20 protein-coding genes are annotated in these 26,163 nt (G+C 61.9%); 7 read left to right on the top strand and 13 right to left on the bottom strand.

The genetic code is table 11. The features are described 5' to 3' along the window. Nucleotides 1-150: 150 nt before the first annotated feature. The 13 genes from NUW13_07050 to NUW13_07110 all read right to left on the bottom strand — a co-directional run bounded on the left by NUW13_07050 (nucleotide 151) and on the right by NUW13_07110 (nucleotide 17,155). Nucleotides 151-3,246 carry a HEAT repeat domain-containing protein gene (locus NUW13_07050; GenBank protein MCR4438785.1) on the bottom strand — a complete coding sequence of 1,032 codons (3,096 nt, stop codon included), beginning with the start codon at nucleotides 3,244-3,246 and terminating at the stop codon, nucleotides 151-153. A 46-nt stretch (nucleotides 3,247-3,292) separates the two neighbouring features. Further along, on the bottom strand, nucleotides 3,293-4,069 hold the full coding sequence (locus tag NUW13_07055) for a response regulator (GenBank protein MCR4438786.1): 777 nt from the start codon (nucleotides 4,067-4,069) through the stop codon (nucleotides 3,293-3,295). Further along, the gene (locus tag NUW13_07060; protein ID MCR4438787.1) at nucleotides 4,066-6,054 is read right to left on the bottom strand and encodes a cache domain-containing protein; all 1,989 of its coding nucleotides are present in this window, start codon (nucleotides 6,052-6,054) and stop codon (nucleotides 4,066-4,068) included. Before NUW13_07060 ends, NUW13_07055 begins: the two co-directional genes overlap by 4 nt. Nucleotides 6,055-6,145: 91 nt before the next feature. Continuing rightward, nucleotides 6,146-6,610, bottom strand: coding sequence for a hydrogenase maturation protease (locus NUW13_07065; protein MCR4438788.1), 465 nt, complete (start codon nucleotides 6,608-6,610; stop codon nucleotides 6,146-6,148). Beyond that, nucleotides 6,603-7,895 carry a Ni/Fe hydrogenase subunit alpha gene (locus tag NUW13_07070; protein MCR4438789.1) on the bottom strand — a complete coding sequence of 431 codons (1,293 nt, stop codon included), beginning with the start codon at nucleotides 7,893-7,895 and terminating at the stop codon, nucleotides 6,603-6,605. Before NUW13_07070 ends, NUW13_07065 begins: the two co-directional genes overlap by 8 nt. Continuing rightward, nucleotides 7,892-8,671: an NADH:ubiquinone oxidoreductase gene (locus NUW13_07075; protein ID MCR4438790.1), complete on the bottom strand. Its 780-nt coding sequence runs from the start codon at nucleotides 8,669-8,671 to the stop codon at nucleotides 7,892-7,894. The genes NUW13_07070 and NUW13_07075 overlap by 4 nt, the downstream gene beginning before the upstream one ends. A 14-nt stretch (nucleotides 8,672-8,685) precedes the next feature. Beyond that, a complete protein-coding gene (locus NUW13_07080; protein ID MCR4438791.1) occupies nucleotides 8,686-9,534 on the bottom strand; it encodes an FAD/NAD(P)-binding protein in 849 nt (282 codons plus the stop codon). Further along, nucleotides 9,527-10,552, bottom strand: coding sequence for a 4Fe-4S dicluster domain-containing protein (locus NUW13_07085; GenBank protein MCR4438792.1), 1,026 nt, complete (start codon nucleotides 10,550-10,552; stop codon nucleotides 9,527-9,529). The genes NUW13_07080 and NUW13_07085 overlap by 8 nt, the downstream gene beginning before the upstream one ends. A gap of 24 nt (nucleotides 10,553-10,576) precedes the next feature. Further along, nucleotides 10,577-10,972 (bottom strand): response regulator, encoded by a 396-nt coding sequence (locus NUW13_07090; GenBank protein ID MCR4438793.1) that lies wholly within the window; start codon nucleotides 10,970-10,972, stop codon nucleotides 10,577-10,579. 49 nt (nucleotides 10,973-11,021) lie between these two features. Beyond that, entirely contained in the window at nucleotides 11,022-12,509 is a 1,488-nt protein-coding gene (locus NUW13_07095) for a response regulator (protein MCR4438794.1), read from the bottom strand. Between the two features lie 15 nt (nucleotides 12,510-12,524). Further along, on the bottom strand, nucleotides 12,525-13,442 hold the full coding sequence (locus NUW13_07100; GenBank protein MCR4438795.1) for a response regulator: 918 nt from the start codon (nucleotides 13,440-13,442) through the stop codon (nucleotides 12,525-12,527). Between the two features lie 403 nt (nucleotides 13,443-13,845). Further along, the gene (locus tag NUW13_07105) at nucleotides 13,846-15,213 is read right to left on the bottom strand and encodes a sigma-54 dependent transcriptional regulator (GenBank protein MCR4438796.1); all 1,368 of its coding nucleotides are present in this window, start codon (nucleotides 15,211-15,213) and stop codon (nucleotides 13,846-13,848) included. After that, nucleotides 15,194-17,155, bottom strand: a complete 1,962-nt coding sequence (locus NUW13_07110; protein MCR4438797.1) for a cache domain-containing protein — start codon at nucleotides 17,153-17,155, stop codon at nucleotides 15,194-15,196. Before NUW13_07110 ends, NUW13_07105 begins: the two co-directional genes overlap by 20 nt. Nucleotides 17,156-17,293: 138 nt before the next feature. Between NUW13_07110 and NUW13_07115 the strand changes: the two genes are divergently transcribed. The 7 genes from NUW13_07115 (at nucleotide 17,294) to NUW13_07145 (ending at nucleotide 26,118) form a co-directional block, all read left to right on the top strand. Next, nucleotides 17,294-18,112 carry an ATP-binding cassette domain-containing protein gene (locus NUW13_07115; protein ID MCR4438798.1) on the top strand — a complete coding sequence of 273 codons (819 nt, stop codon included), beginning with the start codon at nucleotides 17,294-17,296 and terminating at the stop codon, nucleotides 18,110-18,112. A 13-nt stretch (nucleotides 18,113-18,125) separates the two neighbouring features. After that, the gene (locus NUW13_07120) at nucleotides 18,126-20,429 is read left to right on the top strand and encodes an extracellular solute-binding protein (protein MCR4438799.1); all 2,304 of its coding nucleotides are present in this window, start codon (nucleotides 18,126-18,128) and stop codon (nucleotides 20,427-20,429) included. Nucleotides 20,430-20,512: 83 nt separating this feature from the next. Continuing rightward, nucleotides 20,513-21,358, top strand: coding sequence for a carbohydrate ABC transporter permease (locus NUW13_07125; protein ID MCR4438800.1), 846 nt, complete (start codon nucleotides 20,513-20,515; stop codon nucleotides 21,356-21,358). A 49-nt stretch (nucleotides 21,359-21,407) separates the two neighbouring features. Beyond that, the gene (locus NUW13_07130; protein MCR4438801.1) at nucleotides 21,408-23,135 is read left to right on the top strand and encodes an amidase; all 1,728 of its coding nucleotides are present in this window, start codon (nucleotides 21,408-21,410) and stop codon (nucleotides 23,133-23,135) included. A 56-nt stretch (nucleotides 23,136-23,191) separates the two neighbouring features. Beyond that, nucleotides 23,192-23,572, top strand: coding sequence for an ACT domain-containing protein (locus NUW13_07135; GenBank protein ID MCR4438802.1), 381 nt, complete (start codon nucleotides 23,192-23,194; stop codon nucleotides 23,570-23,572). Nucleotides 23,573-23,816: 244 nt separating this feature from the next. Then, on the top strand, nucleotides 23,817-24,938 hold the full coding sequence (locus tag NUW13_07140) for an N-acetyltransferase (protein MCR4438803.1): 1,122 nt from the start codon (nucleotides 23,817-23,819) through the stop codon (nucleotides 24,936-24,938). 91 nt (nucleotides 24,939-25,029) lie between these two features. Beyond that, on the top strand, nucleotides 25,030-26,118 hold the full coding sequence (locus NUW13_07145; GenBank protein ID MCR4438804.1) for an energy transducer TonB: 1,089 nt from the start codon (nucleotides 25,030-25,032) through the stop codon (nucleotides 26,116-26,118). Nucleotides 26,119-26,163: the final 45 nt, after the last annotated feature.

Consider the following 26,163-nt stretch of genomic DNA (forward strand, 5'->3'; position numbering starts at 1 on the left):
ACACGGTGCGCCCCTACACGGTGCGCCCCTACACCGTGCGCCCCTACACCGTGCGCCCCTACACCGTGCGCCCCTACGGGTGCGGTCGCGCCACGGGCCGGTAGGAGCATGTGGTCGCCGGCGCAGCGCCGTGCTGGCCGGCCGCCAGCCTTAGAAGAGCGTCCGGTAGTAAGCAGGGCGAGGGTGCCCTGGGGAGAGAAGCTCGTGATGGCTCAGCTCTTGCTGTACGTAGGAAGCCGCCCCCCAAATCTTGACCGTGTGCTTCTGGTCCGATTCCTGCGCACAGGTGATGATGCGCGGGCCCATGGTCAGGCAGGAGGTGGTCGCCGTCCCGTGCCCACTGACCCAGGCGACCGCGGAAGAGCCCGGTCGCGGGTCCACCACACCCAAGGTCCCTTTCTGGCCAACCGCGACTGCGCCGATGAAAAGGCGGCCGTCCGGGTAGGCAGTGAGGCAAGCGGACCTACCTTTGCCCACGCGATAAAGCTCCCCCTCACCAGACTCGTGGTCAAGAAGGGCGACGGCGATTTCCATCTCTTCCGTGGCCGGCTCGCAGAGAAGCGCCACGGCCACGCGACCGTCCGGGTAGGGTGCGATCTGCTGGGGGATCCCTGGCAGGTTGCGCAGGGTGCGCAGCTCACCTCGCGCTAGGGTCCAGATGCGCATGCTACCATCATCGCTGGCTCCGTAAACTCGCCCGCGGCGGTCGGCGGCCAGAGCGAGAAGGCGGGCGCCGCAGCCTGGCAGTTCCACGCTCAGCCCAGCATCCAGTTCCCACACCGTCAGGCGTCCGTCCCGGTGGCCGGTTAGCATCCTGTGCGGCGGCAGGGCCACCACGTGACATGCAGGTGACTCGCAGCCTGGGAGCCGGCGGTGGGTGCCATTCTCGAAATTGCTGAGGTGAACGTGCCCTTCCTGGTCCACGCTGCACAGGTGCGCACCGAGCACACTCAGGGCTTCGACCTTGCTTCGGTGAGCCCGGTGTGCGAAGAGACGGTCATTAAATCCCACCATGATCCCCACCCGGCCGTCTTCGGCGCCAAAGGCCACCTGACCGTGAGTGTAGAAGGCGACCTTGGTGATTTCCAGCCCGCGGGTGTCGAGAGTTTCCAGCAAATGAGGTTCGCTCGCCAGGTCAGGGTTGGGGAGCCTGACAAAACTGCTCTCCTCCGGCAGGAAAGTTTCAGGGGGAGTGCCTTGCCATGGCCTCGGCACGATTTCCACGTGCTCCGTGCGCACGCTGGCATTGAACGTCTGGCGGCTCAGGGGGCTACGCCGTTCCAGGAAGGGGCCGATGCTGATATGTTCCCCCCAGGCGCGAACCTTTCTGGCGGCGAACACTTGCTGTATCTCCGGCATGGTGAGCCGAGAGGGGATGGAGTTGTCCAAGTTGTAGATGAGCACCTCGCCTTCGCGATAGAGGCGCGTGCCCTCGATGGGGGGGTCCTCAACTAAGCTGAGGTGGGAGGAGACGCTCTCCAAATTCCCCTCGCGCTGCTCGAGATTGAGTCGCCGCGTCGAATAGGTGGTACGAAAGCTGACAATTACGTCGAGGAAGCCGCGCTCGTAGAACCTTTCGATGACGCGGTGGAAGTAGGCTTCGTCGCGCCAACCATCCAGGATGATCAGCTTCTTGCTGGCGTGTTGCGCCATGAATTCCTCAAAGTACCGCTCGGGGTCGTCCTCTTCCGGCGCGATGGAGTCGTCCTGGTAGTACTGCGGTTCGACGTGGGTACGGAGCCACTCCATGCCGAGGAGGCGGTTGAAAATTCTGTTTGCCGGTTTGTCCCGCATGAGGTAGAGGATATCGCTGGCGCGCAGGTGCGCAAAACCCTGCGCAATGGCCTGGCAGAAGTAGGTTTTTCCGGTGCCCGAGTCGCCTGTTACGGCCATGACCACGGGGTGCTTGACCTCCATGAGGTGGAAAAGGGTCTCGGAGAGCTCGTACAGCCCGGTGCTGCAAGGCTTGAGGGCCAGGATCGGCATTGCGGCGAAGTCGTGAAGATAGAGGGTGTGCAAGAAATCAGGAAGTTCCAGATTGCGCAGGGCAAAGGCCGCTTCTTCCACTGCGCGCGGCTCCCTGGAGGCAAGCAACCGCAGGAGGGCAATGACCACCTCGGCGTCGATGCCCCCTTGTTTTTCCTTTTGCGCTTTCCCGATCTGTCCCAATGACCAGGCAAGGGCTACGCGAAGGTCCCGGTCGGTGTGCTCGGCAAAGGAGCTGAGCAGAGGCAAGGCGGGGGAGGCTTCCGTCCCCAACTTGCCCAGTGCCCAGATCGCCTCGGTCTTTTCGCGGTGAAGGGGCTGCTCGTAACTTTGGCCTGTGCCTTCGTGCTGGACAGTGACGCACTCTGGGCCGCGCAGGATGTCCATGCAGATCTGGCAGGCTTGGGGGTCTCTAAGGTTGCCCAGGGCGAAGAGGGCGGCGCAGCGAAGGTTGGTGTAGCCGGCCGGCGTCCTCGCCAAAAGCCGGCGCAAGGCCCCTGCGCTGCGGCTATCGCAGAGCCGGCTGACAATGTTGACCGCCTCGAACTGCAGTCCGCTGGAGACGGGTACAGAAGCAAGCTCGAGGAGCCCCAGGCAGGGGCGCAGGAGGGCCTGTGGTGGTCCCAACCCCATGCCAATGGACGGGCCCAGCTGCTCGCCGAAAAACGTCCACGGCTCCTGTGGGCCCGGCGAAGAGAGGGGAGCTGATGCCAGCAGGTCGCCCAGCCGTTGCCGCAATTCCTCTTCGTGCACAAGGACACGCACGATCTCTGCAGTCAGCGGGAATTCCTCGCCGGCAAGGTGCTTGCTCGTGGTTACCAGCCACTCCTCCGCGCCGGCTTCCTCCCAGGCCCTCGCAAGGGTGTCCAGCGCCTGGCGGTGCCGCTCCCGGAAGGTTGCCGATGCTTCCTGCGCGCGCACATCCCATGGCGGCACGTAGCGGGTGACCAAGCGCTCAAGCACCGCCAGTTCCAAGAGGCGGACACACACATCGATGGTGGCTTGTACAGGCGAGAAGGGAACGCCCTCCCCGGCAAGGTGCTCGTGCAGGCGGCGGGTTCTGCTCCAGTGCTGGCGGTGTGCAGAGAAGAGGGCGAGGAGCTGGACAATCTGTTCCGACCCCTGCTCGTCGAGATGTGCCTGGTAGAGGCGATGCCAAAGCTCGTTGGCGATGCGTTCCTGCAAGGTGCGTGGCGGCCCTGTCCATTCACCTCGAGGGCTGCGATAGACGAGCTCCCAGGGCTCGTAGGTGGCCAGCACCTGCCTCAAGGACTTATGCAGGCCTGTTGTCTCAGGAAGCGGCATGTCAGGAGCGAACCAGGTTCCTGAGGTCGTCCTCTAAACGGCTTGGTTGCAGGAGGGCCAACCAGCCTTCGCCGTAAGGGGCGCGGGCGGTTATTTGGGGGTCTTCCTTCACCTTCTCGTTCACCCCAACCACCGTGCCGCTCACCGGCGTCCACAGCCTGTAGACGTTGCGGTCATAGCCGGACACACGGGCGATCACCTCGCCCTGGTTGACAACGCTGTTGACTTCCGGGAGCTGCACCGAGACCAGCCGCCTGATGCTCATCTGGAAGATGTGGTGCATCCCCACCTGCACGGTGCCATCCGGCATGAGCCGCGCCCAGGAGTGCTCAGGGATGGCATACAGGCCTGGCGGCATGACCACCAACTTCTCCTCTGGAGGGGCCTCGCGGGCGGGACGCAGTACCCTCATGCGCTCCTCGGCGCGCGCCACCAGGCTGCGGAGCTCCGAGGGGGTAAAAGGCTTGGGGATGTAGTCGAAGGCCCCCAACTTGATTGCCTGTACCGCGCTCTTGATAGAGGGATAGCCGGTGACCATGATTACCGCCACGTCTGGCCGCCTCTCTTTGAGGGCCTTGAGCAAGTCCATGCCACTGAGTCCGGGCATCATCAGGTCTGCGACGATAACGTCGTAAGGGGCGGCCAGGTCTTTGCTCAAAGCTTCCTCGCCGCTCAAGGCGGTGTCCACCTCGCGATTTTGGTCGGCGATGGCCGCGGCCATGCTCTTGCAGACCGGCACCTCGTCGTCGACCACCAATACTCTGGAGCGAGCGCTCATGATCGTCCTCCTTGCTGAGCTGCATCCGACACTTGTACGGGTAGACGCACGGTCACCATGGTACCATTCTCCATTTCGCTTTCCACGGTGATTGTCCCGCCGTGCGCCTGCACAATGCCGTAACTGACCGACAGCCCGAGTCCTGTACCCTTGCCCTGTTTGGTGGTGAAGAAGGGGTCGAAAATCCTGCCCAAGATGTGGCGCGGGATGCCGCACCCTGTATCGGCGAAGATGACCTCCACGGCATCTTGCCCGTGAAGGCGAGAGATGACAGTGAGCGTGCCCCCGTCCGGCATGGCCTCGATGGCATTGATGACGAGATTGGTGAATACCTGGGTCATTTTCTGCCGGTCAAGCAGCAACCGCGGCAGGTCATGGGCAAGAGAAGTGCGTACCTTGATCTTTGCCATGAGAATCTGGCTCTCGCAGAGTTGCAAGGTGCGGTTGACTATTTCGTTGACGTCCGTGGGCTCGCGCTGCGGGGGCTGCTGGCGAGAAAACTCCAAGAGGCCACGCACGATGGCGCTGCAGCGAGCGGTCTCATCGATGATGAGCTTCAGCGCCTCGCTGACCCGTTGGTCGCCAGCAAACTGTTCTGCCAAGAGGTGGCTGTTGAGCATGATCGAGGTGAGCGGGTTATTGATCTCGTGCGCGACGCCTGCAGCGAGTTTCCCCAGGGAGCTGAGCTTTTCCGACTGCACGAGCTGCTCTTGTGCCTGTTGCAGCTCCTTGGTGCGCTCCGCCACCTTGCGTTCGAGGTCTTCGGTGAGGGCCCGATAGCTTTGGGTCAGCTGTTCCAGCTGGGCAATCATCTGGTTGAAGGAATGGGCGAGGCGGCCCAATTCGTCCTTCGTGGAGACCGACACGCGCTGCGACAGGTCACCCTGCCCGACCTTTTGCATCGCGGCAAGAAGCTTGTCGATGGGCTTGATGGCGGAGGTGGTGGAAAAGTAGGTGACGGCGGCAAGGAGGAGGATGCTGGCCAAAGCGGCGCCCAGGAAGCTGGCCATCACCTTGCGGCGCAGGTCGCGATAGGGAGCCTCCAGCATGCCCACGTAAAGCATGCCGATGATGTCCCCCTTGAGATTGCGAATAGGCTCGTAGGCGGTGATGTACCAGTCGTGCACGACGAAGGCGCGGCTGGTCCAGGCAAGGCCCTTGCCCACCACGTGCTCGTACACCTCCTCGGACACACGCGTGCCTATGGCTCGGCCGCCGTCAGGAAAGGTCACATTGGTGGCGATGCGCAGGTCATCTTGAAAGATGGTGGCGGTGCCGACGTCCTTGCCCTTGTAGCGCTCCCCTTGATAGACCGTGTTCTTGATGCGGTCGACAATCTCGAAGTTGCGGTTTAGCAACACGCCGCCGTAGAGCACGCCCAGAAGTGTGCCGTCCTCGCGGAGCACTGGCGCGGCGGCCTTGATCATCATGCCGGAAGTTTCCTCGTTCTCTGTCCGGACGCGGGCGCGCGGCGTGGGCAAGAGCTGCATCTTGGCTTGCTCGGCCAGCTCTGGGCTCTCCAGGAGCAACTGGGCACGTGATACCACCTCCGTTGCCCAGCAGTGCCGCTGGGAGGCGAGCACGGCCGCCACAAGGGGGTCATCTGCTTGCGAGTCCCCGGCGCAGACAGGGTTTGCCGCCCTGAACAGGACTCTGCCATGCGCGTCAGTGACAGTGAGGATATCCAGGCACTCGTGGTTGCGGGTGCGGATGATCTCTTCTTGCAGGCGGCGCACGTCCCCAGCGCGCAGCGCCTCCTGGAGGAAAAAGCGCGACGCAGTCAGGCGCACCACGTCGGTGATGTCGCCCGCGTTTTCCTCGTACAGCGCGCGCGCCGCATTGAGATCGCTGCGCACCTTCTCCTGGGCCTGCCTCACCAGCCGGTCGCCGATCAGGCGAAGGCCGAGCCAGGTCACCACGATGCCCGAGGCCACGACAACCGCGACCGACGAGGCAAGGAGCTTTGTGCGTAGCGAGAGCCTCATGTGGCCCCCTGTAACCTTTTCGCCCGCGCCTCCGCACGTGGCCCGCGCGGGCACGGTTTGGCGATGGTTGCGCTCGCCTCTGCCTTTTGGCTCACAGTTCGGCGCGTACCGCCTCGATTAGCCGGGGCAGAGCCGCGCGCACCTCTGGTGACATCTCCATCCCGCCAGATACGGTCGCCGGTTCCACCCCCAGCAGGATGACCTCAGCTTTGGCTAGAGCCGGCTCGGCAAGCCGCAGCAACCGGAGCGAGGAGAGCAAGCTGACCTGGTGGGCAAAACGTAGCCCGGCACCTGCCCGCTCCAGCTCCTCGTAGGTGAGGCGATGGATTGTCCCGGGCTTGCTGCCGGCACGCACCGCGTCGACGATGACCACCTTGCGTGCACCGCGGAGATGTGTGGCGGCTGCCATGAAGTTGGTGCCGCATTCCATGACCCGGACGTGCTCAGGCAGGCGCGCCGCCTGCAGCAGATTTGCCGCGTGCACCCCGACGCCCTCGTCGGCCAGGAGCACATTGCCGACGCCGACCACCAGGGTATGTGCCGGACGATCACCCATTGCCCAGGTCCACCAGGTGCACCGAGCAGGACAGGCAGGGGTCATAGGCCCTGGCGACCATTTCCAGCTTGTGCGCCAACACCTCCTTCGGCTCGCTGGCCAATCGTTCCACCGCCACGCGCATGTCTTTCTCGATGTTGGCGGCGTTTTGCGACGTCGGCGCGATGACGTCTGCAGACGTCAAGCGTCCCTTGTCGTCGAAGGAGTAGCTGTGGTAAAGAATGCCGCGGGGCGCCTCGGCCGCGCCTGTGCCCTGGCCTGCTCTGAGCTCCACCGCTGCAGGCTTCTCCTGCTTGATGCCGGCCTGTAGCAGCTCATCAATCAGCGCGATGGAATGCTCCAGTGAATAGACCAGTTCCACCACTTGCGCCGTATTGTTGTGGAAGATGTTCTCGGTGAAGGTATTCAGCCCGAGACGTTCGGCCGCTTCCTTTGCCTTCCCGGTGAGGGCCTTGCCGTTGATCATCAATCTGGCCAAGGCACCCACCATGAACGGCTGCCCTTTGTACATGCTGTGCTTGGAGTGCGAGTGTTTGACCACGAACTCGTTGCACACCTTGCGGTAGTCATGGGTCGGGAAGACCTCTCCGGTGGAGAGGCAGATCTGTTCGCCCACGAGCGAGAAAGAGCCGTCCGCGGGACGGAGGGCAGCGTAGACCGTGGGCGACTCGGTGAAGCGCGGCGTCTCCAGAGTGGCCATAAAGTCGACAGCTTTCTGGGCCAGGTCCATGCCCGCCACCAGCTGGGCACGCAGCTCCCGCAGCTCGGCCGCGCTGGGGACTTTGCCGAATCCCCCGACCACGGTGTTCACCGGGTGCACGGCGCGACCGCCGACCACTTCCTGCACCGTGTTGCCAATTTTCTTCAGCTCCAGACCCAACTTGACTTTGTCCGGGTGGTCGGCGGCCATGGCGATGGCGCCGCTGTAGCCCAGGTAGTCAGGGAGCGCCAAGCAAAAGACGTGGAGCGCGTGGCTCTCGATGTTGCCGCCTTGCAAGAAGAGGTCGCGGAGCAGGGTGGTCTGCCGGCTGACCTTTACGCCAAAGGCGTCCTCCACAGCCAATTGCGAAGTGATGGTGTGCACGCCCGAGCAGATGGAGCAGATGCGGGAGACAATTGCCGGCACCTCACTGTAGATGCGCCCCTTGAGCAACGCTTCGAAAAACCGTGTGCCCTCCAGGATGTCCATATGCACCCTGGTGGCTTTGCCGTTCTTGATCTCAACGATAATGCCGCCATGTCCTTCAATTCGACACAGATGATCGATGACGATAGACGTGCTCATTCGTTCTTTCCTCTCACAAGTTCCGCTTGCAGCGCCTGCGCGGGAGCGGCAAAGGTGCGCAGCGCATTGTGAACATCCACCAGGGTGAATCCTTTCTCCTGCAGAATCTTCACCTCAGAGGCGACGTTGGCCTCGTCCACCGGGCCGCGGCAGCCGCAACAGGCCACCCCGTAGCCGGGACAGCGGGCGTTGCACCCGGCCTGGGTCAGCGGCCCCAGACAGAGCTGGCCGCGCGTGACCAGGAGGCATTCATTCTCGCGCATCTTGCACTCGGTGCAGACGGCGTAGTTGGGCAGGAGGGGCAGATCGCCGTGCAGCAGCATGGGGATGGCGCGGAGAAAATCCTCCTTCTCCATCGGGCAGCCGGAGATGGCATAGTCCACTTTGACAAAAGTGCGCAAGGGTTGCGGCGGGATGGTCTCGAAGCAGTCGCCGTTGCCACCGTAGACTGCCTTGCACAGTTCCTCGCGCGCGAGCTCGTTGTGCATTGCCGGAATGCCGCCGCAGGTGGCGCAGGTGCCAATGGCCACGAGCAGCTTGGCGCGCTTGCGGATCTTCTTCAGCAGCTCCACCTCCTCGGGCTTGACCACCGAGCCTTCCACAAAGGCGATGTCCAACGGCCCTTCCTCGTCGTTGTCGGAGGTGGCAGTGTGAAACGCGCGTATGTCCACGGCGCCGGCGATGTCCAGCAGTTCATCCTCGCAGTTGAGGATGACAATCTGCTCGCCACTGCAGCCGGTCAGTCCGAAGATGCCAATCTTGGGTTTCACTATCATCGTCCGTTTCCTCCTCACACCACCTCTGGCAGGTTGATGACGTCCCAGTAGGTGAAAATGGGGCCGTCCAGGCAGGTGTACTTGTAGCCGATGGCACAGTGGCCGCACTTGCCCACGCCACACTTCATCTTGCGCTCCAAAGACATCAGGATGTGGTCCTTAGAAAAGTTGCGCTCCAAGAGCTTCTGCAGGACAAACTTGTACATCACCGGCGGGCCACATACCGCAGCGATGGTGGTCTTGGGGTCGAGTGTGACCTTGTCGAAGAGCTTGGGTACCACGCCGATGTGCGCCGGCCACCTGCCGGTGTCGTCACGGTCGACGGTGAGCAGACAGGTGATGTCCGGTTGGTCCAACAGGCCCAGGAGCTCGTACTTGAAGAGCATGTCGCCGGGCACGCGGGCGCCGTACATGAGGATGATGTCCTGGAACTTGCTGCGGTTGTCCATGGCATACCAGAGCAGGGAACGCAGCGGTGCCATGCCCAGGCCGCCGGCGACCAAGAGGAGGTTGTGCCCTTCCATCTCCTGGACCGGGTAGCCGTTGCCATACGGCCCCCTGATGCCGATTAGTGAATCAACTGGAAGCCTGAACAGCGCCTCGGTAACGCGTCCTACCTTGCGCACGCAGAGCTCCAGTACACCAGGCCTGGTCGGGGAGGACGAGATGGAGATGGGCGCCTCGCCGGTGCCGAGCACGCTCAATTCCACAAACTGGCCTGGCCGGTGCTTGAAGTTGCGCGCCACCTCATCGTCCTCAAAGCGCAACTGGAACAGGCGATGATCGGGTATCTGCGGCAGGATGCGCACGATCCGCGCCAGATGCGGCTGATAAGGGTTGTCCTTGGGTAGGTGGTCAGACATGGGCCTCGCTCCGCAGTTTGGTGATGAGTTCGATGATGTTGATGTCCGCCGGGCATGCCTCGATGCAGCGTCCGCAACCGGTGCAGGCGGGTCGGCCGTACTCAGCAACAAAGCCGCGCTGCTTGTGGAAGAAGCGGTTCTTCACCCGAGAGGACCTCTCCTTGCGGAAGTTGTGTCCGCCGGCCACCAGCGCATAATCTTTGAAGAGGCAAGAGTCCCAACGGCGCTTGCGCACGCCCTGTTGCGCATTGAGTTCCAATAGGTCGAGCACGTCGTAGCAGTAGCAGGTGGGGCAGACCATCGAGCAAGCGCCGCAACTGAGGCACTTCTCCCCGGCCTCCTTCCACAGGCGACTCTCGTATTCCAGGTCGAAAATCTCCGGCAGGCCCCAAGTTTCCACCTCCACAGCAAAGTGCTCCCGCCTGGCATTGGACCGCCGTTTGAACTCTTCCTTTGCCCGTTCGTCTACCTCGCCAAAGAGGTGGTGCGAGGCATTGATCATGTCGTCGCCGAGGCTGGTACCTACCATCACCATGTAGCGGTCGCCGATGTCACTTAGAAACAGGTCAAAGCCATCCTCGGTAAAGTAGGTTCCCATGGAGTTGCAGAAGCAGAGCTGGTCGGGAATGCAGTCCAGGCCAATTATCGCCACGTGCTTTCGTCGCTCGAAGTAATAGGGGTCTGTGTACGCGCCGCTGAAGACCAGGTCCAGAATCTTAATGCCGTGAATATCGCAAGGGTGAAGGCCGAAAAGGACGTATCGCTTGCCTGCCTCTTCGTTCACTGGGGCGTAACCGTCCGTGGAGAAGGCAAACATCGTCTGCTCTGGCGGCATGAAGTACTTCTTGGGCGGCAGAATGGTGCGCAGGCAGCCAACTTGAATATCGGCTACGTCCTCGACTTGGGCAAAGGCGCAGCTCTTCTCACCTCTCTTGAGGGGCGCGTGGAGCTCGCCAAAGGACCTGCTGGCCTCGAGAAACGGAAGGAGATTGCTCTTGGACAAAGTGACGATCTTCATCGGTCTACCTTTCGTGCAGGTGGGTCAGTTCTTCCTAAGGAGGTTTTCGACTCGTCGCAGGAGCTCATCGGCCTTTATCGGCTTTTCGGCAAAGTCGTCCGCCTCGAAGTATTCGCCGTCGGTCTCCGGCGAGAAGGTGAATCCGGTCACCTGGTTCACCGAAGAGATGGCAAAGACCGGAATCGAACGCAAAGCCGGATCATGCTTCAGCTGGTAGCAGAGCTTGAACCCGTCGTTCATGCGGTCCATGATGATGTCCAGGATGATGAGGTCGGGCCTGGACGTGGCAATCCTCTGCTCAGCTTCGGCCTTGGAATGGGCGGTTACCACCTCATAGTCCTTGCTCTCCAAGATACTCTTGGTAATCTCCACATAGTCTGGATCGTCATCGACTATCAAGATTTTCGGCCTCTGCGCCATGGACTGATTCTCCTTCTGCTTTGTGTGCGTCTTTCGCGCTAACCAAACTCTATGTCGTCTTGTACGCGGGCAGGTGAACTGCAAAGGTGCTGCCGCGATCTACCTCACTTTCCACTTCGATGTAGCCACGGTGGCACTCCACAATGCGCTTGGCGATGGCCAGACCCAGGCCGGTGCCACAAATCTTCCGGGTGTGCTCGGTCTTCACCCGGTAGAACTCATCGAAGATTCTGCTCTGCTCTTCTGGGGGGATGCCGAAGCCGGTGTCCTTGACCGCAACCACCAGGTAGGAGTCCTGGCTGCTGGCCGACACGGTGACCTCCCCGCCCGGACGATTGTACTTGATGGCATTGCTCACCAGATTGGTGAACACCCGCATCAAGTCCTCGCGATCCCCCACCACTTTGGGTAGGCGTTCGGCGGTGGAGAGCTTCAGGGTGACCTCCTGGGCGCGGGCCTCGCTGCCCATGAGTTCGACTACTTCCTTGAGGATTTTGTCCACTTCCACCGGGGCCATCTCCTGGGCCACTTTGCCGGCTTCGATGGCGGAGAGGTCCAGCAGGTCGCGGATGAGGCTGAGCAGAGCAGCCGCGCGGTCCCGGCAGCGTTCGAGGATCTGCCTCTGCCGCGCCTGGTCGCCTTTGACCATGCCGTCCAGAATCAAGTTGAGGTAGCCTTCGATGGCTCCGATGGGCGCCTTCAGCTCATGGGCGACCATGCGCACAAAGTCGGACTTGCTCTTCTCGATCCGCTTTTGCTCGGAGATGTCCCGCAGGACCACCACAACGCCGATGACCTCGTTCGTGTCGCTCAGAATCGGCGAGAGGGTGGCCGCCAGCACCGTGTTGGGCTCATGTCCGCTGGGGATCTCCTTTCTGGCCAGTACCGGGTGGCTGCCATGTTGGGCCAGCGCACCGAGCATGAACTCCTCGAGGGCCTTGTTCTGGAGGAGTGCCTCGATTGGCTTGCCCAGCGCTTGGGCGTCGTGCAAGCGCAGCATCTTCTGGGCCACCGGGTTGAGAAGCACCAACTGCCGCTTTTGGTTCACGACGAGGAGCCCTTCCCCCATGGACTGGATGATAGTGGCCGTGCGCGACCGCTCCACCGCAAGCTCCAGCAGGTTGCGTTCCCGTTCTTTGCGCAGGCGCTCGGTCTCAAGCAGGAGGCGCCGCCTTTCCAGGCCGCGCAGGATGGCCGCGCGAAGTTCCTCCGGGCCGAACGGCTTGGGGAGGTAGTCGAACGCGCCCTTCTTCACTGCCTCCACTGCCGATTCGATGGTCGCGTAGCCGGTGATGACAATGGTCACGATCTTCTTGTCGTGCTGGTGGATGGCCTCCAAGAGCTCCATGCCCCCCATCTCAGGCATGAGCAGGTCGACCAACACCAGGTCCGGCGATTTCTCTCTCACCAGCGCCAACCCGGCACAGCCGTCTCCAGCGGTGAGCACCTCATAGTATTCATCGCTTAGAATGCGTTGACAACCGAGGCGAATGATCTCCTCATCGTCAACGACCAGTATGCGCGGCGTGCTTCTCATCGACTCCCGCCATCCTTATGACTGTTTTTTCAAACCCATGCCCTTGTAGGTATCCACCTTCTCCCATGAGCTGCGGCGCGCCTTGGCAAGGAGCGATTCGATGCGCTGCACGAGCTCATCGGGGCGGACCGGCTTCTCCACAAAATCTTCGACCGGCAGAAAGTCGCCATCGGTCTCCGGGGAAAAGCGGAACTCTGCCATCTGATTGATCTGAGTGACCATCAGCACGGGGATCTTTCGGTACTGCTGGTCAGCGCGCAGGCGATAGGCGAGGTGGAAACCTTCGGTGCCTTTGGGCATCATCACGTCCAACATGATGAGGTCGGGTTGCCAGGTGCCCAGTGCCTGCCATGCCTCTTCCGGAGTGTAGGCGGCTGCCGTCTGGAAGCCGTGTGTTTCCAGCACGGTCTTGTTGATTTCCACAAAGTCCGGGTCGTCGTCCACGATGAGGATTCTTGCTTTGGAGTCCATGGGGTGAACCTCTTTTGTTGCAGCCTGCAGTTCGGCCGTTGCTCCTTGCAATGCCGAAAGCACGGCCACCTTCAAATCTTCTATGCCGAAGCACTCGAGGTGGTAATAGTAGACCCGCGCCTTGCGGATCTCTGCCTCAAGCTCTCGGGTGTTGTGCGTGCTCTTGACGATGATTTTCGATTTTGGGTCCAGTCCGCGCAGGATGCTCACCGCGCGCTCGGGGCGCATCCCCTCCACCTTGGCATCCAGCACGATGACTTCGAACTTGTGCTCCTGCACGCGGCGAATGGCCTCGGCAATGTCGGCCTCTGCCTCGATGCAATAGCCGTGGGCGTAAACAAACTGCGTCAGCTCGCGTATGCACGGGTCCTGCTGGTCGCCGACCACCAGGATGTTGGCCAAGCAGTGGATGGGGGGCCTTACTTCGGCCTCGCCCCGTTCGTGTGTTCTTTCGCTTTCCATTCCGCCGTCCTCTTTACAAGACCCGTGCCAGGAAGTGGGCACGATGAAGGCACGTCCAGCGCTCCATGCAACTCCTTGAATAACAAGGGATGGAAAGGGCACCTCTGGGGGACAATGGCACCTCCGAACTGCCGGCGCAGCAGCGCAGTGGGGTGTTTCTCCACAGTCTCACTTGCCGGCGAGCGCCGCGGCCTTCAACGGGCCTGCAACTGAGCCTGGTTTGCGCATAAAACCAGCAGGAACCGAAGTGGGGCAATCCTCCGCAGTGGGGTATTTTTCCCCACCTGGCGGCGAAGCAAGGTGTCCATGGTGGGGAGCTTGTGCGAGAGCCGAGCGGCCATGGCTCGGACCCTGAGGTGCGCGGTGAATTGACTGGACCGGGAGCCGATGTGGGCAGCGGCGACTACATGGTCTTGATTTGGTAGCGCTTGATCTTCTCGTACAGCGTCTTGCGGTCGATGCCCAGCAGTTGCGCGGCGCGGGAGCGATTCCAGTCGGTGGCAATGAGGGTGCGGATAATGTGTTCTTTCTCCAGCTCCTCCAAGGTGCGGATCTGGAACTGCTCAGCGGGCTGGGCCTTCTCCTCGACGCGGAGATGCGCAGGGAGACTGTCGGGTGTGATCTGGTCGCTGTCTTCGATCACCACGGCCCGCTCGATGACGTTTTCCAGCTCGCGCACGTTACCCGGCCAGTGATAGTTGCACAGCAGCTGCATCGCCGCGGGCGAGATGTCGTGGATGTCGCGCTTGCGCCGCTGGTTGTACTTCTGCAGGAAATGGCGTGCCAAGAGCGGAATGTCCTCCTTGCGCTCGCGCAACGAGGGCAGGTAGATGGGGATGACGCTCAGGCGGTAGTACAAGTCCTCGCGGAATGTCCCTTCCTGCACGCAGCGGCGGAGGTCGCGATTGGTGGCGGCGATGACGCGCACGTCCACCTTGATGGTGGTCGTACCGCCCACGCGGCGGATCTCGCGCTCCTGAATTGCCCGCAGGATCTTGGCCTGCATGCTGAGCGAGATATTGCCGATTTCGTCGAACAGAAAGGTGCCGCCGTTTGCCAGCTCGAAGCTGCCATGTTTTGTCTCGATGGCGCCGGTGAACGCTCCCTTGACGTGCCCGAAGAGCTCGCTCTCGAACAGCGTCTCCACCAATGAGCCGCAATCGACCGTCAGGAAGGGCTTGTCGCGGCGGTGGCTATTGTAGTGGATGGCGCGCGCGATGAGCTCTTTGCCGGTGCCGCTTTCCCCGTAGATGAGCACCGTGGAGTCGGTGGGAGCGACCTTTTTGACGAGCCGAAAGACCTCCCGCATGCGTGGGCTGTCGCCGACAATGATGTCGGTGCGGCCGTCCAACTCGATCTTCCACTCTTGCTCTGGCGGGCCGCTGAGCAGCTCCCGCTTCTTCAGGACCTTGGCGACCACCTGGCGCACTTCGCTGGGCGGGAAGGGCTTCGGGACGTAGTCGTAGGCGCCGAGGCGCATCGCTTCGACGGCGGTTTCCACGGTGGCATAGCCGGTGATCATCACCACGTCGGTGGCAAGGGCCTGGCGCTTGATTTGGCGCAGCACCTCAATGCCGTCTTGCCCCGGCATTTTCAGGTCCAAGAGGGCGATGTCGAAGTGTTCTGTCTGCAGCGCCCGCAACGCCTCGAGGCCGTCCGCTGCGGTGCGCACCCGATAGCCCTCGCCGCGCAACACCCGCTCGCACCCTTCGCGGATGCTCGCATCGTCGTCTGCAACCAAGATGTTGACGCTACCGCTTTGCTCGCTCATGCGCCGCATCCATCACCGGCAGTTTGATGTGAAAGGTCGTCCCTTTGCCAACTTCGCTCTCCACCTTGATGATGCCATTGTGCTTCCTGATGATGCCGAAGGCGATGGAGAGTCCCAACCCGGTTGCCTTGCCCAGCGGTTTGGTGGTGAAGAAGGGGTCAAATATCTTGCTCCGGATCTCCTCGGGGATGCCTGGCCCAGTGTCCCGGATGGAAGTGACCACGTAACCGTTTTCCTCAGTCACCCAGGTGGCTACCTCGAGCGTGCCGCTGCCCGCCATGGCCTCGGCAGCGTTCATGATGATGTTGATGAGCACTTGCTGCATCTGCCCAACGTCCACCATCACCTTCGGCAACAACGGAGCAAGGTTGCGAGTGACGGTGATCCCTTTGAAGATAGCCTGGGTGACCACCAAGTCGAGGGTGGTGGTAACAATCTTGTTGAGGTCGGTGACGGTCATCTCCAGCCTGGTTTGTCTGGAAAAGTCTAACAGGCCGCGCACGATCTTGCGGCAGCGCTCTGTCTCCCGGACGATGACCTGCAAGTCCTCTTTGATCGGGTCACCGTCCTTAGCTTTCTCCAGAAGGAGGTTGGCGTAGAGAAGGATGCCGCCCAGCGGGTTGTTGAGCTCGTGGGCAACGCCGGCTGCCAACTGCCCGACCGTGGCCAAGCGCTCGGATTGCATGATGGTCTGTTGCGCGCGCTGCTTGAGCTGTTCGTCGCGGTCGAGCAGCGAGGCGGCCATGAAGTTGAACATGTGCCCCAGCGTGCCGATCTCATCTCGCGAGTTCACGTGCACTTTGTGGCTAAGGTCGCCCTCGGCCAGCTGCCGTGTTGCCTCCGCCAGACGACGCAGCGGCTTAAGAATGCCGTTGGCCAGCACGATGCTGATGAGCAAGGCGCCCACCACTCCTGCCAGCGTGATGCCCATGAAAGTGAACAGGGTGGCGCGGCGCAGGTCGGCGAACTTTTGCTCCAGCATTCCCACGTACAAAATGCCGATGATGTTGCCAGAAAGGTTGCGGATGGGCTCATAGGCGGTGATGTACCAGTGGCTGACGACAAAGGCACGCTCGATCCACGGCAGGCCCTGCACCAGCACGCGGTCATGTACTGCCGCCGAGACCTGCGTGCCGATGGCGCGCGTGCCATCCTCGCGCAAGACGTTCGTGGCGATCCGCAGGTCGCCCTGGAAAATGGTGGCCGAACCGATCTCCTTGCCCTTGTACACCTCTCCCTGGTAGACGGTCTGCTTGATGGTGTCGACGAGGTCGTAGTAGCGGTTGAGCAGCACGCCGCCATAGATGACGCCCAGCAGATTTCCGGCTTCATCGAGTACCGGAGCAGCGGCCTTGAGCATCATGCCGCTGGTCTCCTCGCCGGCTGGCCGGGGCTTGGCCATGGGCGTGGGGATGACGGTGAGGCGGGCCCGTTCGGCAAGGTTCTGGCCCTCCTTGAGCAGTTCCTCGCGCGGGATGATGGTGGTGCCAGCGACCGTTTGCCCGGTCAGCAGCACGCGCCGCACGATCTCGTCCTCCGTCTGGCTGTCACCGGCCAGTGCTGGGTTGCGCGCCCGGAAGATGACCCTGCCCCGCGCATCCGTGGCGCTCAGTACGTCCAGTGACTCCATTTCCAAGGTGCGCTGCAGCTCCCTGCCCAAGGCTTTGATGTTGCCGGCAATCATGCCTTCACGGACATAGTAGCGGATCGACGTGAGCTCCACCACGTCGCGGATGCGTTCCAACTTGTTGCGATACAAAGCCCGGGCGGTGTTGAGGTCGTTGCGCACCTTGTCCTGCGCCTGTCGAACCACGACGTCGCCGATGAGACGGAAGCCGACCCATGCCGCAATCGTACCCGAAAGCAAGACCACCACGACAAAGCTGAGGATGAGCTTCGTGCGCAGAGAGATACTCAGCGGCGCCTTCGGAAGCAACGACATGTGCAATTCCTCGGTGCGAAGCAGCGCCAGGCCTTCTTCACAGCCGGCCACCGCAATTTAAGAAAAAGCGTTGACTGGGTCAACAAAAATGTTATATTTGCAGAGACGAATGTGAGGCACCACTTTGCGAGGAGCCGCTTGATAGAAGTCGTCGAGGTCAGCCTTTCCTACCCCGGACAGGACGGAGGCAGTTGTCTGGCCTTAGATGGCGTGTCGTTGGTCATCGGCGCTGGCCAATCCCTTGGGCTGATGGGCGCCAACGGTTCGGGCAAGACCACCTTGGCCCGCTGTCTCAATGCTCTCCTGGTGCCCACGGCCGGCACGGTGCTCGTGGATGGCCTGGACACCAGAGACCCTGCCAATCACTTGGCCATTCGCCAAAAAGTGGGAATGGTTTTCCAGAATCCGGACAACCAGATCGTGTCGGCCACGGTGGAACGAGAGATCGCCTTCGGCCTCGAAAACCTCGGCATCCCTTACGAGGAGATGCACGCGCGAGTGGAAGAGGCACTGCAGCGGTTCGACCTGGTAGGCTACCGCCAGCACCCGCCGCATCTGCTTTCTGGCGGCGAAAAGCAGCGGTTAGCCTTGGCAGCGGTGATGGCCATGCGCCCCAAGTACCTGGTCCTGGATGAACCCACTTCGCTGCTTGATCCGCAGGGCCGGGAGGCGATGGTGGCCATGATCCAGAGTCTGCATCACGAGCAAGGGTCCGCCGCAAATGGGGAGCAGGTCTCTACGCTACTCATCAGCCAGTATCCCGAGGAGCTCTTGGGCATGGACCGCGTGCTCGTCATGGATCGCGGACGGATTGTTATGGACGGGCCGCCGGCAGAGGTGTTTCGCGAAGTGGAAGCCCTGCACCGTCTCGGCCTGGAGGCCCCGGTTGAGTTCGAATTGGAGCGGCTATTTGCGCGCCACGGTCTGGAATGGCATGTCAGAAATGGCGTGGAGTGAGGCTGGAGTTGGCATGAGGAGGCGGCGCTTGCTGGAGAATCGGTCGACTCGTTTTCGGATGCTCGCTTATCTCCTGGCGCTGTGGGGTGCGCTTTGGGGCAAGGTAGGGGCGGCGGAGACGGTGGTGTTGCGGGTGGCCAACTGGGGCGGTGCCGAGGAGGTGAAAAGCGAGCAGGCCATCGCCGATGAGTTTGCTCGTCGGCATCCGGGGGTGGTGGTCCGCGTCGAATCCATTCCCGCGTCCAACTATAAGGAAAAAGTGCTGTCGGCCATCGCCGCTGGCTCGCCACCCGATGTGTTCCTTCTCGACTCGGTCATCATGCCCACGTTCATCAATCGCGGACTGCTCTTGGACCTCATGCCCTTTGCCCGGGCCAAGGGCATCGACCTGTCGATGTACTTTTCCAACGTGCTCAACATCGGCATGCGCGACAGCGCGCTGTACGCCTTCCCCAAGGACTTTAATCCTATCGCGATGTACTACAATCGCCGCATGTTCGACGAGGCTGGTTTGCCGTATCCACAGCGGGGCTGGACGTGGGAGGACTACTTGCGGCTGGCCAAGCAGCTCACCAAGGACGTGGATGGCGACGGTCGGATTGACCAGTTTGGCACAGCATTTTCCACCTACCTCTTCTACTGGCAGCCATTTGTCTGGATGAACCACGGCGACATTCTCAGCCCAGATGGCAGCAAAGCTACCGGATACTTAAACTCGCCGGCCACCGAGGAGGCAGTACAGTTCCTTATCGACCTGCGGGTGAAACATCAGGTTGCCCCGCACGCGCAGTACGCGGCAGCCGAGAGTGGCGGCATCACCCGGCTCTTCTTCACCGGACGGATCGGCATGGTCGTGAGCGGGCACTGGCTGCTGACCACCATCCAGGAGTACATGAGGCGCGGCGAGTTAGAAGTGGGCGTGGCGCCGCTGCCCACACCTGCCAACGGCGCACACGTCACGGTCATGTACGAAGCAGGGTGGTGCGTGCCGAAGGGGACGCCGCATCCGGAGCTCGCCATGGAGTTGGCGGCCTTTTTGGGCGGCAAGTGGGCCGGCATGCAGCGCATCGAGTCGCTGATCGCCATCCCGGCCATCGTCGAAGTCGCCCGGAAACAGGCGGAGCTCGACCCCTTCGGCTTGGAACAAGTCTTCCTGGACGAGGTGCCTTACTGCCGCCAACCGTGGGGAACGGTCCTAGAGCAGTTCCGCCGGGTGGAGGAGCTGGTCAAGGACGCCGTGGACCTGGTGCTCTATCGCGGTTGGGACCTGCACGCGATGTTCACCGACGCGGCGCGGAAGATCGACAAGGAATTCGCCGAGGCGCGCGAGACGCCGGTGGTGGCCGCTACCCCAGGATCCGAGCGCGGGTTCGTGTTGCGCTTCTTGTTCATCGTGGGGCTCGTCTCCCTTGGAGCTGCTTTGGCCAATCTTGCCCTGACCCGCCACAGGGAACGGCGCGTGACCGCAGAGGGTTATGGCTTCTTGCTGCCCTCGTTTGCGCATCTGCTGGTGTTCGTGCTGGCCCCGCTGCTCTTCTCCCTTTACCTGAGCGTGCACCGCTGGGACGTGATCATGCCCAACAAGCCTTTCGTGGGCCTGGACAACTACAGGTCGATCTTCACCGACCGGCTGTTCCTGAACGCGTTGAAGAATACGGCGCTGTACACCTTGCAGGTGCCAGTGGCGATGACCATCTCCTTGGCGGTGGCGATGATGATGAACCAGCGCATCAAAGGGGTGAACCTGCTGCGGACTCTTTACTTCTTGCCGAGCGTGTCCTCTTTTGTGGCCATCGCCATGGTGTGGCAGTGGCTTTATGAGCCGCAATTTGGACTCATAAACTACCTGCTGCGGCTGCTGGGGCTCGGTAGCTGGAGCGGCCTGAGTAGCCCGAGCACTGCCCTGGTGTCCCTCATGGTGATGACCGTCTGGATGCAGATCGGCTACCAGATGGTGATTTTTCTGGCTGGCCTGCAAGGGATACCCGATTTTCTCTACGAGGCGGCAATCATCGACGGGGCTAACCCCTGGCAGCGCTTCCGCCGTGTGACCCTGCCTCTGCTTAAACCAACCACGTTCTTCATCCTCGTGACGGCCATCATCGGCTCCTTTCAGGTCTTCACCTCCGTGTGGGTGATGACCCAGGGCGGCCCGGCGCGCACCACCGACGTCGTGGTCTATCACATCTACCAAAATGCCTGGGAATACCTGCGCATGGGCAGAGCCTCGGCGATGGCCTGGGTGCTGTTTTCCATCATCTTGGTCATCACGCTCGTGCAGTTCCGCCTCATCGGCAGGCGGGTGGAGTATAGCTGATGGTCCGGCTGGCCGGCCGCGCAAGCGTCGCGCGCGGCGTGTGCTGAGAGATCCGAAAGAGAGGCGACATCGCAGAGAGCCATATGAAAGTGACACGTGCGAAAGGGGTGGGAAGGGTGGTGGGGCGCGTGCTCATCTACGCGGCGCTCCTGGCCTTGGCCCTGTCCATGCTCGTTCCCTTCATCTGGATGGTGATGACCTCCTTCATGAACGAGCTGGAAGTGAGCCAGTATCCGCCCAAGCTGTGGCCGAGCAAGTTTCTCTGGTCCAACTACCGCGAGGCGCTGACGCTGCTCCCGTTCGGGCGGTTCTTCTTGAATTCCGTGATCATGAGCGTCGGCGCGGTGGCCCTGCAGCTGCTGGTGTGTTCCATGGCGGCATTTGCCTTTGCGCGGCTGCACTTCCGAGGACGGGATCGCCTCTTTGGCCTGTACATCGCCACGATGATGATCCCGGTGATCGTGACGATCATTCCCGCTTTTCTCATCGTCGATGCCTTTGGCTGGGTGAACACCTACCAGGGACTCATTCTCTACTTTGCCAGCAGTGTGTGGGGCATATTTCTGCTGCGCCAGTTCTTCTTGACGCTGCCCAGGGATCTGGAGGATGCGGCGCGCATCGATGGCGCTTCGACCTTTCACATCTACTGGCGCATCGCCCTGCCGCTGTCCAAACCGGCGCTGGCCACTCTGGGCATCTTCTCGTTTATGGCCGTGTGGCGCGACTTTCTCTGGTCGTTGATCGTCACCACGCAGATGGACATGCGGCCGGTGGAGGTCGGGATTGCCTTTTTCCACAACATGCACGTCACCAAATGGCCCTACCAAATGGCCGCGGCCGTGTGCGTGATGTTGCCGATCGTCGTCATCTTTTTCGTGGCGCAGCGCTACTTCGTGAGGGGTATCACGCTCACGGGGCTGAAAGGGTAGGCACCGACAAGCTCAGCAGAGAGCGGAGCAAGTTCTCAGGAGGAATGCGATGGGGAAGATGGCCTCGAAGATCGACGCTTCCGCGGCGGGCATAAGCAGGCGGGTGTTTGTGGGATTCTCGACGCTCGGCGCCTTGCTCGGATTCTTTTTCGGGAGCGCCTGGGCGCGGTTGCAGGAAGCGCGTAGACAGCGGGTGGAGAAGGAGATGGTGAAGGGGGCCGAAGCGGTCGCTGGACTGGAGTTTACCGAGCCAGAGCGCGATCTGCTCATGGACGGCGTCAACGAGAACCTGGCTGCTTTCGAAAAACTGCGCGCCATCCCCTTGGACAACAGCGTACCTCCGGCGTTGCAGTTCAACCCAATTCCTGCGGGCGTGACCATCGCGACCAAGAAGGCCAAGAGCCGACGCAGTCGTGTGCAACTTCCGCCGCTGCCTTCTCGTTTGGAAGACGTAGCCTTTTGGCCGGTGACCTACCTGGGCGAGTTGCTGCGTACCCGCAAGGTGAGCTCGCGCGAGCTCACCCAAATGTATTTGGACCGACTGCGCCGCTATGACCCCCATCTGAAATGTGCGGTCACGCTCACCGAGGAGCGCGCCTTGGAGCGGGCGAGGCGGGCGGACGAGGAGCTGGCCACAGGCAAGCGCCGTGGCCCCTTGCACGGGCTGCCCTGGGGTGCAAAAGACCTGTTGGCCACGCGCGGCTACAGGACCACCTGGGGCAGCGTGCCGTTCAAAGACCAAATGCTCGACTATGATGCCACTGTGGTGCAGCGTTTGGATCAGGCCGGGGCTGTTCTGGTCGCCAAGCTCAGCTTGGGGGAGCTCGCCTGGGGCGACGTCTGGTTCGGCGGCCAGACGCGCAACCCATGGAACCTGGAACAGGGCTCCAGTGGCTCCTCTGCAGCTCCGGCATCAGCCACTGCCGCTGGGCTGGTGGCCTTTTCCATTGGCAGCGAGACCTACGGCTCCATCGTGTCGCCCTGTACGCGCTGCGGGGTCACCGGTCTTCGCCCCACCTTTGGCAGAGTGAGCCGCTTCGGCGCCATGGCGCTGAGCTGGAGCATGGACAAACTTGGTCCCATCTGCCGGTCTGTGGAAGATTGCGCCTTGGTGTTCCAAGCCATCTACGGACCGGACGGCAAGGACCTGACCGTGGTGGACGTTCCTTTTGCGTGGGATGCCCGCGCTGACCTGCGCAAGATCCGCGTGGGTTTTGTGCAGAGCGCCTTCGAGGACCCGCGCCGCGACCAGGAAGCCGCTCTGCGCGACGCCGCGGTCTTGGACACCCTCCGGTCTCTCGGCGTCGACCTGGTGCCGGTTGCGCTGCCGGATCTGCCCGTGGAGGCCTTGCAGTTCATCCTCAACGCGGAGGCGGCGGCTGCCTTCGACGAATTGACGCGCAGCAACCGCGACGACCTGATGGTGCGCCAGGTCAAGAACGCCTGGCCAAACGTGTTCAGGCATTCGCGACTCATCCCTGCGGTGGAATACATTCAGGCCAATCGCGTGCGCACCCTGCTTATGCAGGAGATGGCGAAGGTCATGGCTCAGGTCGACGTCTACGTGGTGCCAACCTTTGGCGGCAATAACCTTCTGCTCACCAATCTCACTGGCCATCCTTGCGTGGTGGTGCCAAACGGCTTCACCGAGAAAGGTACACCGACCAGCATCACGTTCGTGGGCAAATTGTTCGGCGAGGCGGATTTGTTAAGGGTGGCCAAGGCATATCAGGACGCCACTGACTTTCATCTGCGGCACCCTGCGCTGCCCGACTAGGGGCAGAAACTTAACAGGAGTGAAAGGGGGCAAGTTATGGCAATGCGGAGGGGCCCATGCAGAAGATCAAGGAAGTATTCGCAGTCGTGGAGAACCGGCCTGGGGCCATTGGGCAGCTGTGCCAGGAGCTCGCGCGGCACAAAATCAACATTGAGGCCATCGGCGTGTTCGGCGACGTGGCCAAGCTGTGGGTCTCCAACACCAACAAGGCCTTGAAGACCCTCAGCGCCCTGGGCTACGAGGTTGAGGAGCGGGAGGTATTGGCCGCCGAGTTAGAGAACCAGCCCGGCGCCCTGGCAATGCTTACCCTCGCCTTGGGCGGAGCCGGGATCAACATTGAGTACTGCTACGGCACTATGAGCCCGGGACAAGAGCGCGGCGTGGTGATCCTGGATGTGTCGGACATCAACCGGGCACTGGCAGTGATGGGCAAGTAGCTGGTGGGTTCTTCGGGCCATGCGGCGTGAACTCGGCCGTGAGTTCACCGGCGCGCCCCCAGGGTCACCTAAGCCCCCGTGGATGCCCTGGCGGGTCAGGCCTTGGCAAAGGGTAGCTGGTGCACGCCGCATTGGCGCGCGAGGGGGTGCATGCGCGAGCCGTGCCGCGCAAGGCGGGTGAATCTTTGCGCGCAGCACAGCACGGTAGACGCACGCCCCATTGACTCCTTACTCGGGAGGCTACATGGAGATCAGGGAGGTTCGCTCACGGCGGGAGGAGAGGGCTTTCGTGGCTCTGCCCTATCGCTTGTACAAGGGGCACCCCTATTGGGTGCCACCATTGCGCAGCGAACAGCGGAAGCAGCTCCGTCCGGCGACTAACCCGCTGCTGCTGCATTGCGATTATGCGCTCTTCTTAGCCTGGGACGGCGGCCAGCCCGTGGGGCGCATCGCCGCCTTTGTGGATCGCCACGCCAACGCTTACTGGGGCGGCTCCATCGGCTTCTTCGGCTCCTACGAGTGCGTTGATGACGATGAGGTCGCCACTGCCCTGCTGGGCGCGGCGCGGCAGTGGCTGCAGGCGCGGGGCATGACTGCCATGCGCGGGCCCATCAGCTTCGAGTCGCAGAACTGGGGCTTTGTCGTCGAAGGGTTCGACTACCCGCCCACGGTCATGTCGCCGTACAATCCGCCGTTCTACAACCGCCAGATGGAGGCGTTCGGCTTGCGCAAGGCGAAGGACCTGGAGGTATATCGGGGCGATGCCGCGCGCGGGTATGTGCTGCCGGAGCGCTTTGTGCGCCACCTGCAGCGCATCCAGGAGCGCCATCAGGTGCGAGTGCGGACAATAGATGTGAAACGTCTGGACAGCGAAGTGAGGGTCATCGTCGACCTTGCCAATCGCTCTCTTGCGCATAACTGGGGCTATGCTCCTGTGACTGACGCAGAGGCAGCCGAGATGGCGCGCAGCCTCAAACTCATCTTAGATCCGACGGTGGTCTTTATTGCGGAATCCGCCGGGCAGCCCATCGGGTTTTCCATTGCCTTCCCGGACGTGAACGAGCTGCTGCGTGGCCTCAACGGGCGACTCTTCCCGTTCGGCATCTTTAGGCTGCTCTTTGGGCTCAAGAAGGTGAACAGCTACCGCATGTGGGCGCTGGGCATAGTGCCAGAATTCCACCGCCGGGGGATCGACACTCTGCTGTACGTGAAGACGTACGAGGCGCTGCAGCCGGGCGGCGCACGCCTAGAGGCCAACTATGTGCTGGAAGACAACTATGCAATGAAAGACGCCATCCTCAAGCTTGGCCTGCGATTGGTAAGGCGGTATCGGGTCTACGAGATGCCACTTGCCCCGTCGTCCTGACGGGTGTGGCTCGCTCAGCAGCGGTGGAAAAGAATACGCAACAGTCCGTGAACCGCTGGAAATGGGGTGGGGTAGGTGAGGAGAGACGCATATGACACGTTGGCTGCGCATAGCTTGTGTGGGCACGACATTTCTGAGCTTGCTTGGCACGATACGCGGCGGTTCAGTTGCGCGCGTGACGTTTTTTCAGGTGTGGGTGCTGGCCGGCTACGAAGGTTTGGCGGAATCGGCCTTCCCGGGCATGGCCAACGAGCCGACCATCATGGTGGTGCGCCAGGACGAAGGCCAGCGGCTAGAGGTAGCCGCCTGGCTCAAGGAGCTGTTTCGCTTAGAGAGCGTCGACCTCCTTGATCTGGAGACCGTAGTGGAAGTGAACAGCGCAGAGGTCAGCGGCGCCCAGCCGCCCTTCTTTGATGCCGGGGAGTCTGGGGAGTTCCGCGTCTGGTGGCTCGGGGGGACCTCGTCTTCAGTAGAGGGCATGGTCGTTGTCTCCTTGGCGGCGGATTTCTTAGGCCAGGACCTGGTTCCGGCCATGCAGGTGCTGTGTGCACCAGGCGAAATGGTCCTGGTGGCCAGGCGGGTGGGTCTGCAGAGCGAAGGGGAGGAGCTTGGCTCGCTGGCAGCGCTGGGAAAGCCGGGCATGATTTTCATACTTGCCGCAAAGGGCGAGCTAATGGAAGTTGACCAGAACAGCTGCCGCAAGGCGGTGGACCACTACCTGCGGCTGCGCGGTCAGCAGAAACCCACCGGCGGCACCATCAAACTGGTCGAGGACCCTGGCTATGTTCTCATGCGCCAGCTGTTCGCGCAGAGCCTGCAGCTCAGCGACCTCGACTATGGGGAGGACAAGCGCGTACCCGTCAGCTCCGGTTTTCCGCGGCCGGAAGTGATGCCCTACGACACCCCGCCGCAACTGAACAAAGGCGGGGAGGCTCTCATGGCCGCCTTGGAGCGGGTTTTCACGGCTGAGGAGCTGGCTACGTTTGTCAAGACGACGGTGACGGTTTTGGTGAACGAGAAGGGGCAGGCGGAGGAGGTGCGCATTACGCCGCCGGTGAACCAGGAGATGCGCAGGCGCTGGCTCCGGGCGCTGAAACTCCTACGCTGGCAGCCGGCAACCCTGCACGGCAAAGATGTACACGCCTGGACGGTGCTGCCCGTAGGGGAGATGTTGAAATGAATGCTGTACCGAGCCGACAGCGACGCTTCGGCCAAGGGGCACCGA

It is taken from the genome of candidate division KSB1 bacterium (assembly GCA_024655945.1).
Taxonomy (GTDB): Bacteria; Zhuqueibacterota; Zhuqueibacteria; order JANLFK01; family Oleimicrobiaceae; genus Oleimicrobium.

Bases quoted from the DNA above. Each gene is read 5' to 3' on its own strand.
- NUW13_07055 (MCR4438786.1), bottom strand. From the start codon at position 4,069: ATGAGCGCTCGCTCCAGAGTATTGGTGGTCGACGACGAGGTGCCGGTC.
- NUW13_07060 (MCR4438787.1), bottom strand. From the start codon at position 6,054: ATGAGGCTCTCGCTACGCACAAAGCTCCTTGCCTCGTCGGTCGCGGTT.
- NUW13_07065 (MCR4438788.1), bottom strand. From the start codon at position 6,610: ATGGGTGATCGTCCGGCACATACCCTGGTGGTCGGCGTCGGCAATGTG.
- NUW13_07070 (MCR4438789.1), bottom strand. From the start codon at position 7,895: ATGAGCACGTCTATCGTCATCGATCATCTGTGTCGAATTGAAGGACAT.
- NUW13_07075 (MCR4438790.1), bottom strand. From the start codon at position 8,671: ATGATAGTGAAACCCAAGATTGGCATCTTCGGACTGACCGGCTGCAGT.
- NUW13_07080 (MCR4438791.1), bottom strand. From the start codon at position 9,534: ATGTCTGACCACCTACCCAAGGACAACCCTTATCAGCCGCATCTGGCG.
- NUW13_07085 (MCR4438792.1), bottom strand. From the start codon at position 10,552: ATGAAGATCGTCACTTTGTCCAAGAGCAATCTCCTTCCGTTTCTCGAG.
- NUW13_07090 (MCR4438793.1), bottom strand. From the start codon at position 10,972: ATGGCGCAGAGGCCGAAAATCTTGATAGTCGATGACGATCCAGACTAT.
- NUW13_07095 (MCR4438794.1), bottom strand. From the start codon at position 12,509: ATGAGAAGCACGCCGCGCATACTGGTCGTTGACGATGAGGAGATCATT.
- NUW13_07100 (MCR4438795.1), bottom strand. From the start codon at position 13,442: ATGGAAAGCGAAAGAACACACGAACGGGGCGAGGCCGAAGTAAGGCCC.
- NUW13_07105 (MCR4438796.1), bottom strand. From the start codon at position 15,213: ATGAGCGAGCAAAGCGGTAGCGTCAACATCTTGGTTGCAGACGACGAT.
- NUW13_07110 (MCR4438797.1), bottom strand. From the start codon at position 17,155: ATGTCGTTGCTTCCGAAGGCGCCGCTGAGTATCTCTCTGCGCACGAAG.
- NUW13_07120 (MCR4438799.1), top strand. From the start codon at position 18,126: ATGAGGAGGCGGCGCTTGCTGGAGAATCGGTCGACTCGTTTTCGGATG.
- NUW13_07125 (MCR4438800.1), top strand. From the start codon at position 20,513: ATGAAAGTGACACGTGCGAAAGGGGTGGGAAGGGTGGTGGGGCGCGTG.
- NUW13_07130 (MCR4438801.1), top strand. From the start codon at position 21,408: ATGGGGAAGATGGCCTCGAAGATCGACGCTTCCGCGGCGGGCATAAGC.
- NUW13_07135 (MCR4438802.1), top strand. From the start codon at position 23,192: ATGCAGAAGATCAAGGAAGTATTCGCAGTCGTGGAGAACCGGCCTGGG.
- NUW13_07140 (MCR4438803.1), top strand. From the start codon at position 23,817: ATGGAGATCAGGGAGGTTCGCTCACGGCGGGAGGAGAGGGCTTTCGTG.
- NUW13_07145 (MCR4438804.1), top strand. From the start codon at position 25,030: ATGACACGTTGGCTGCGCATAGCTTGTGTGGGCACGACATTTCTGAGC.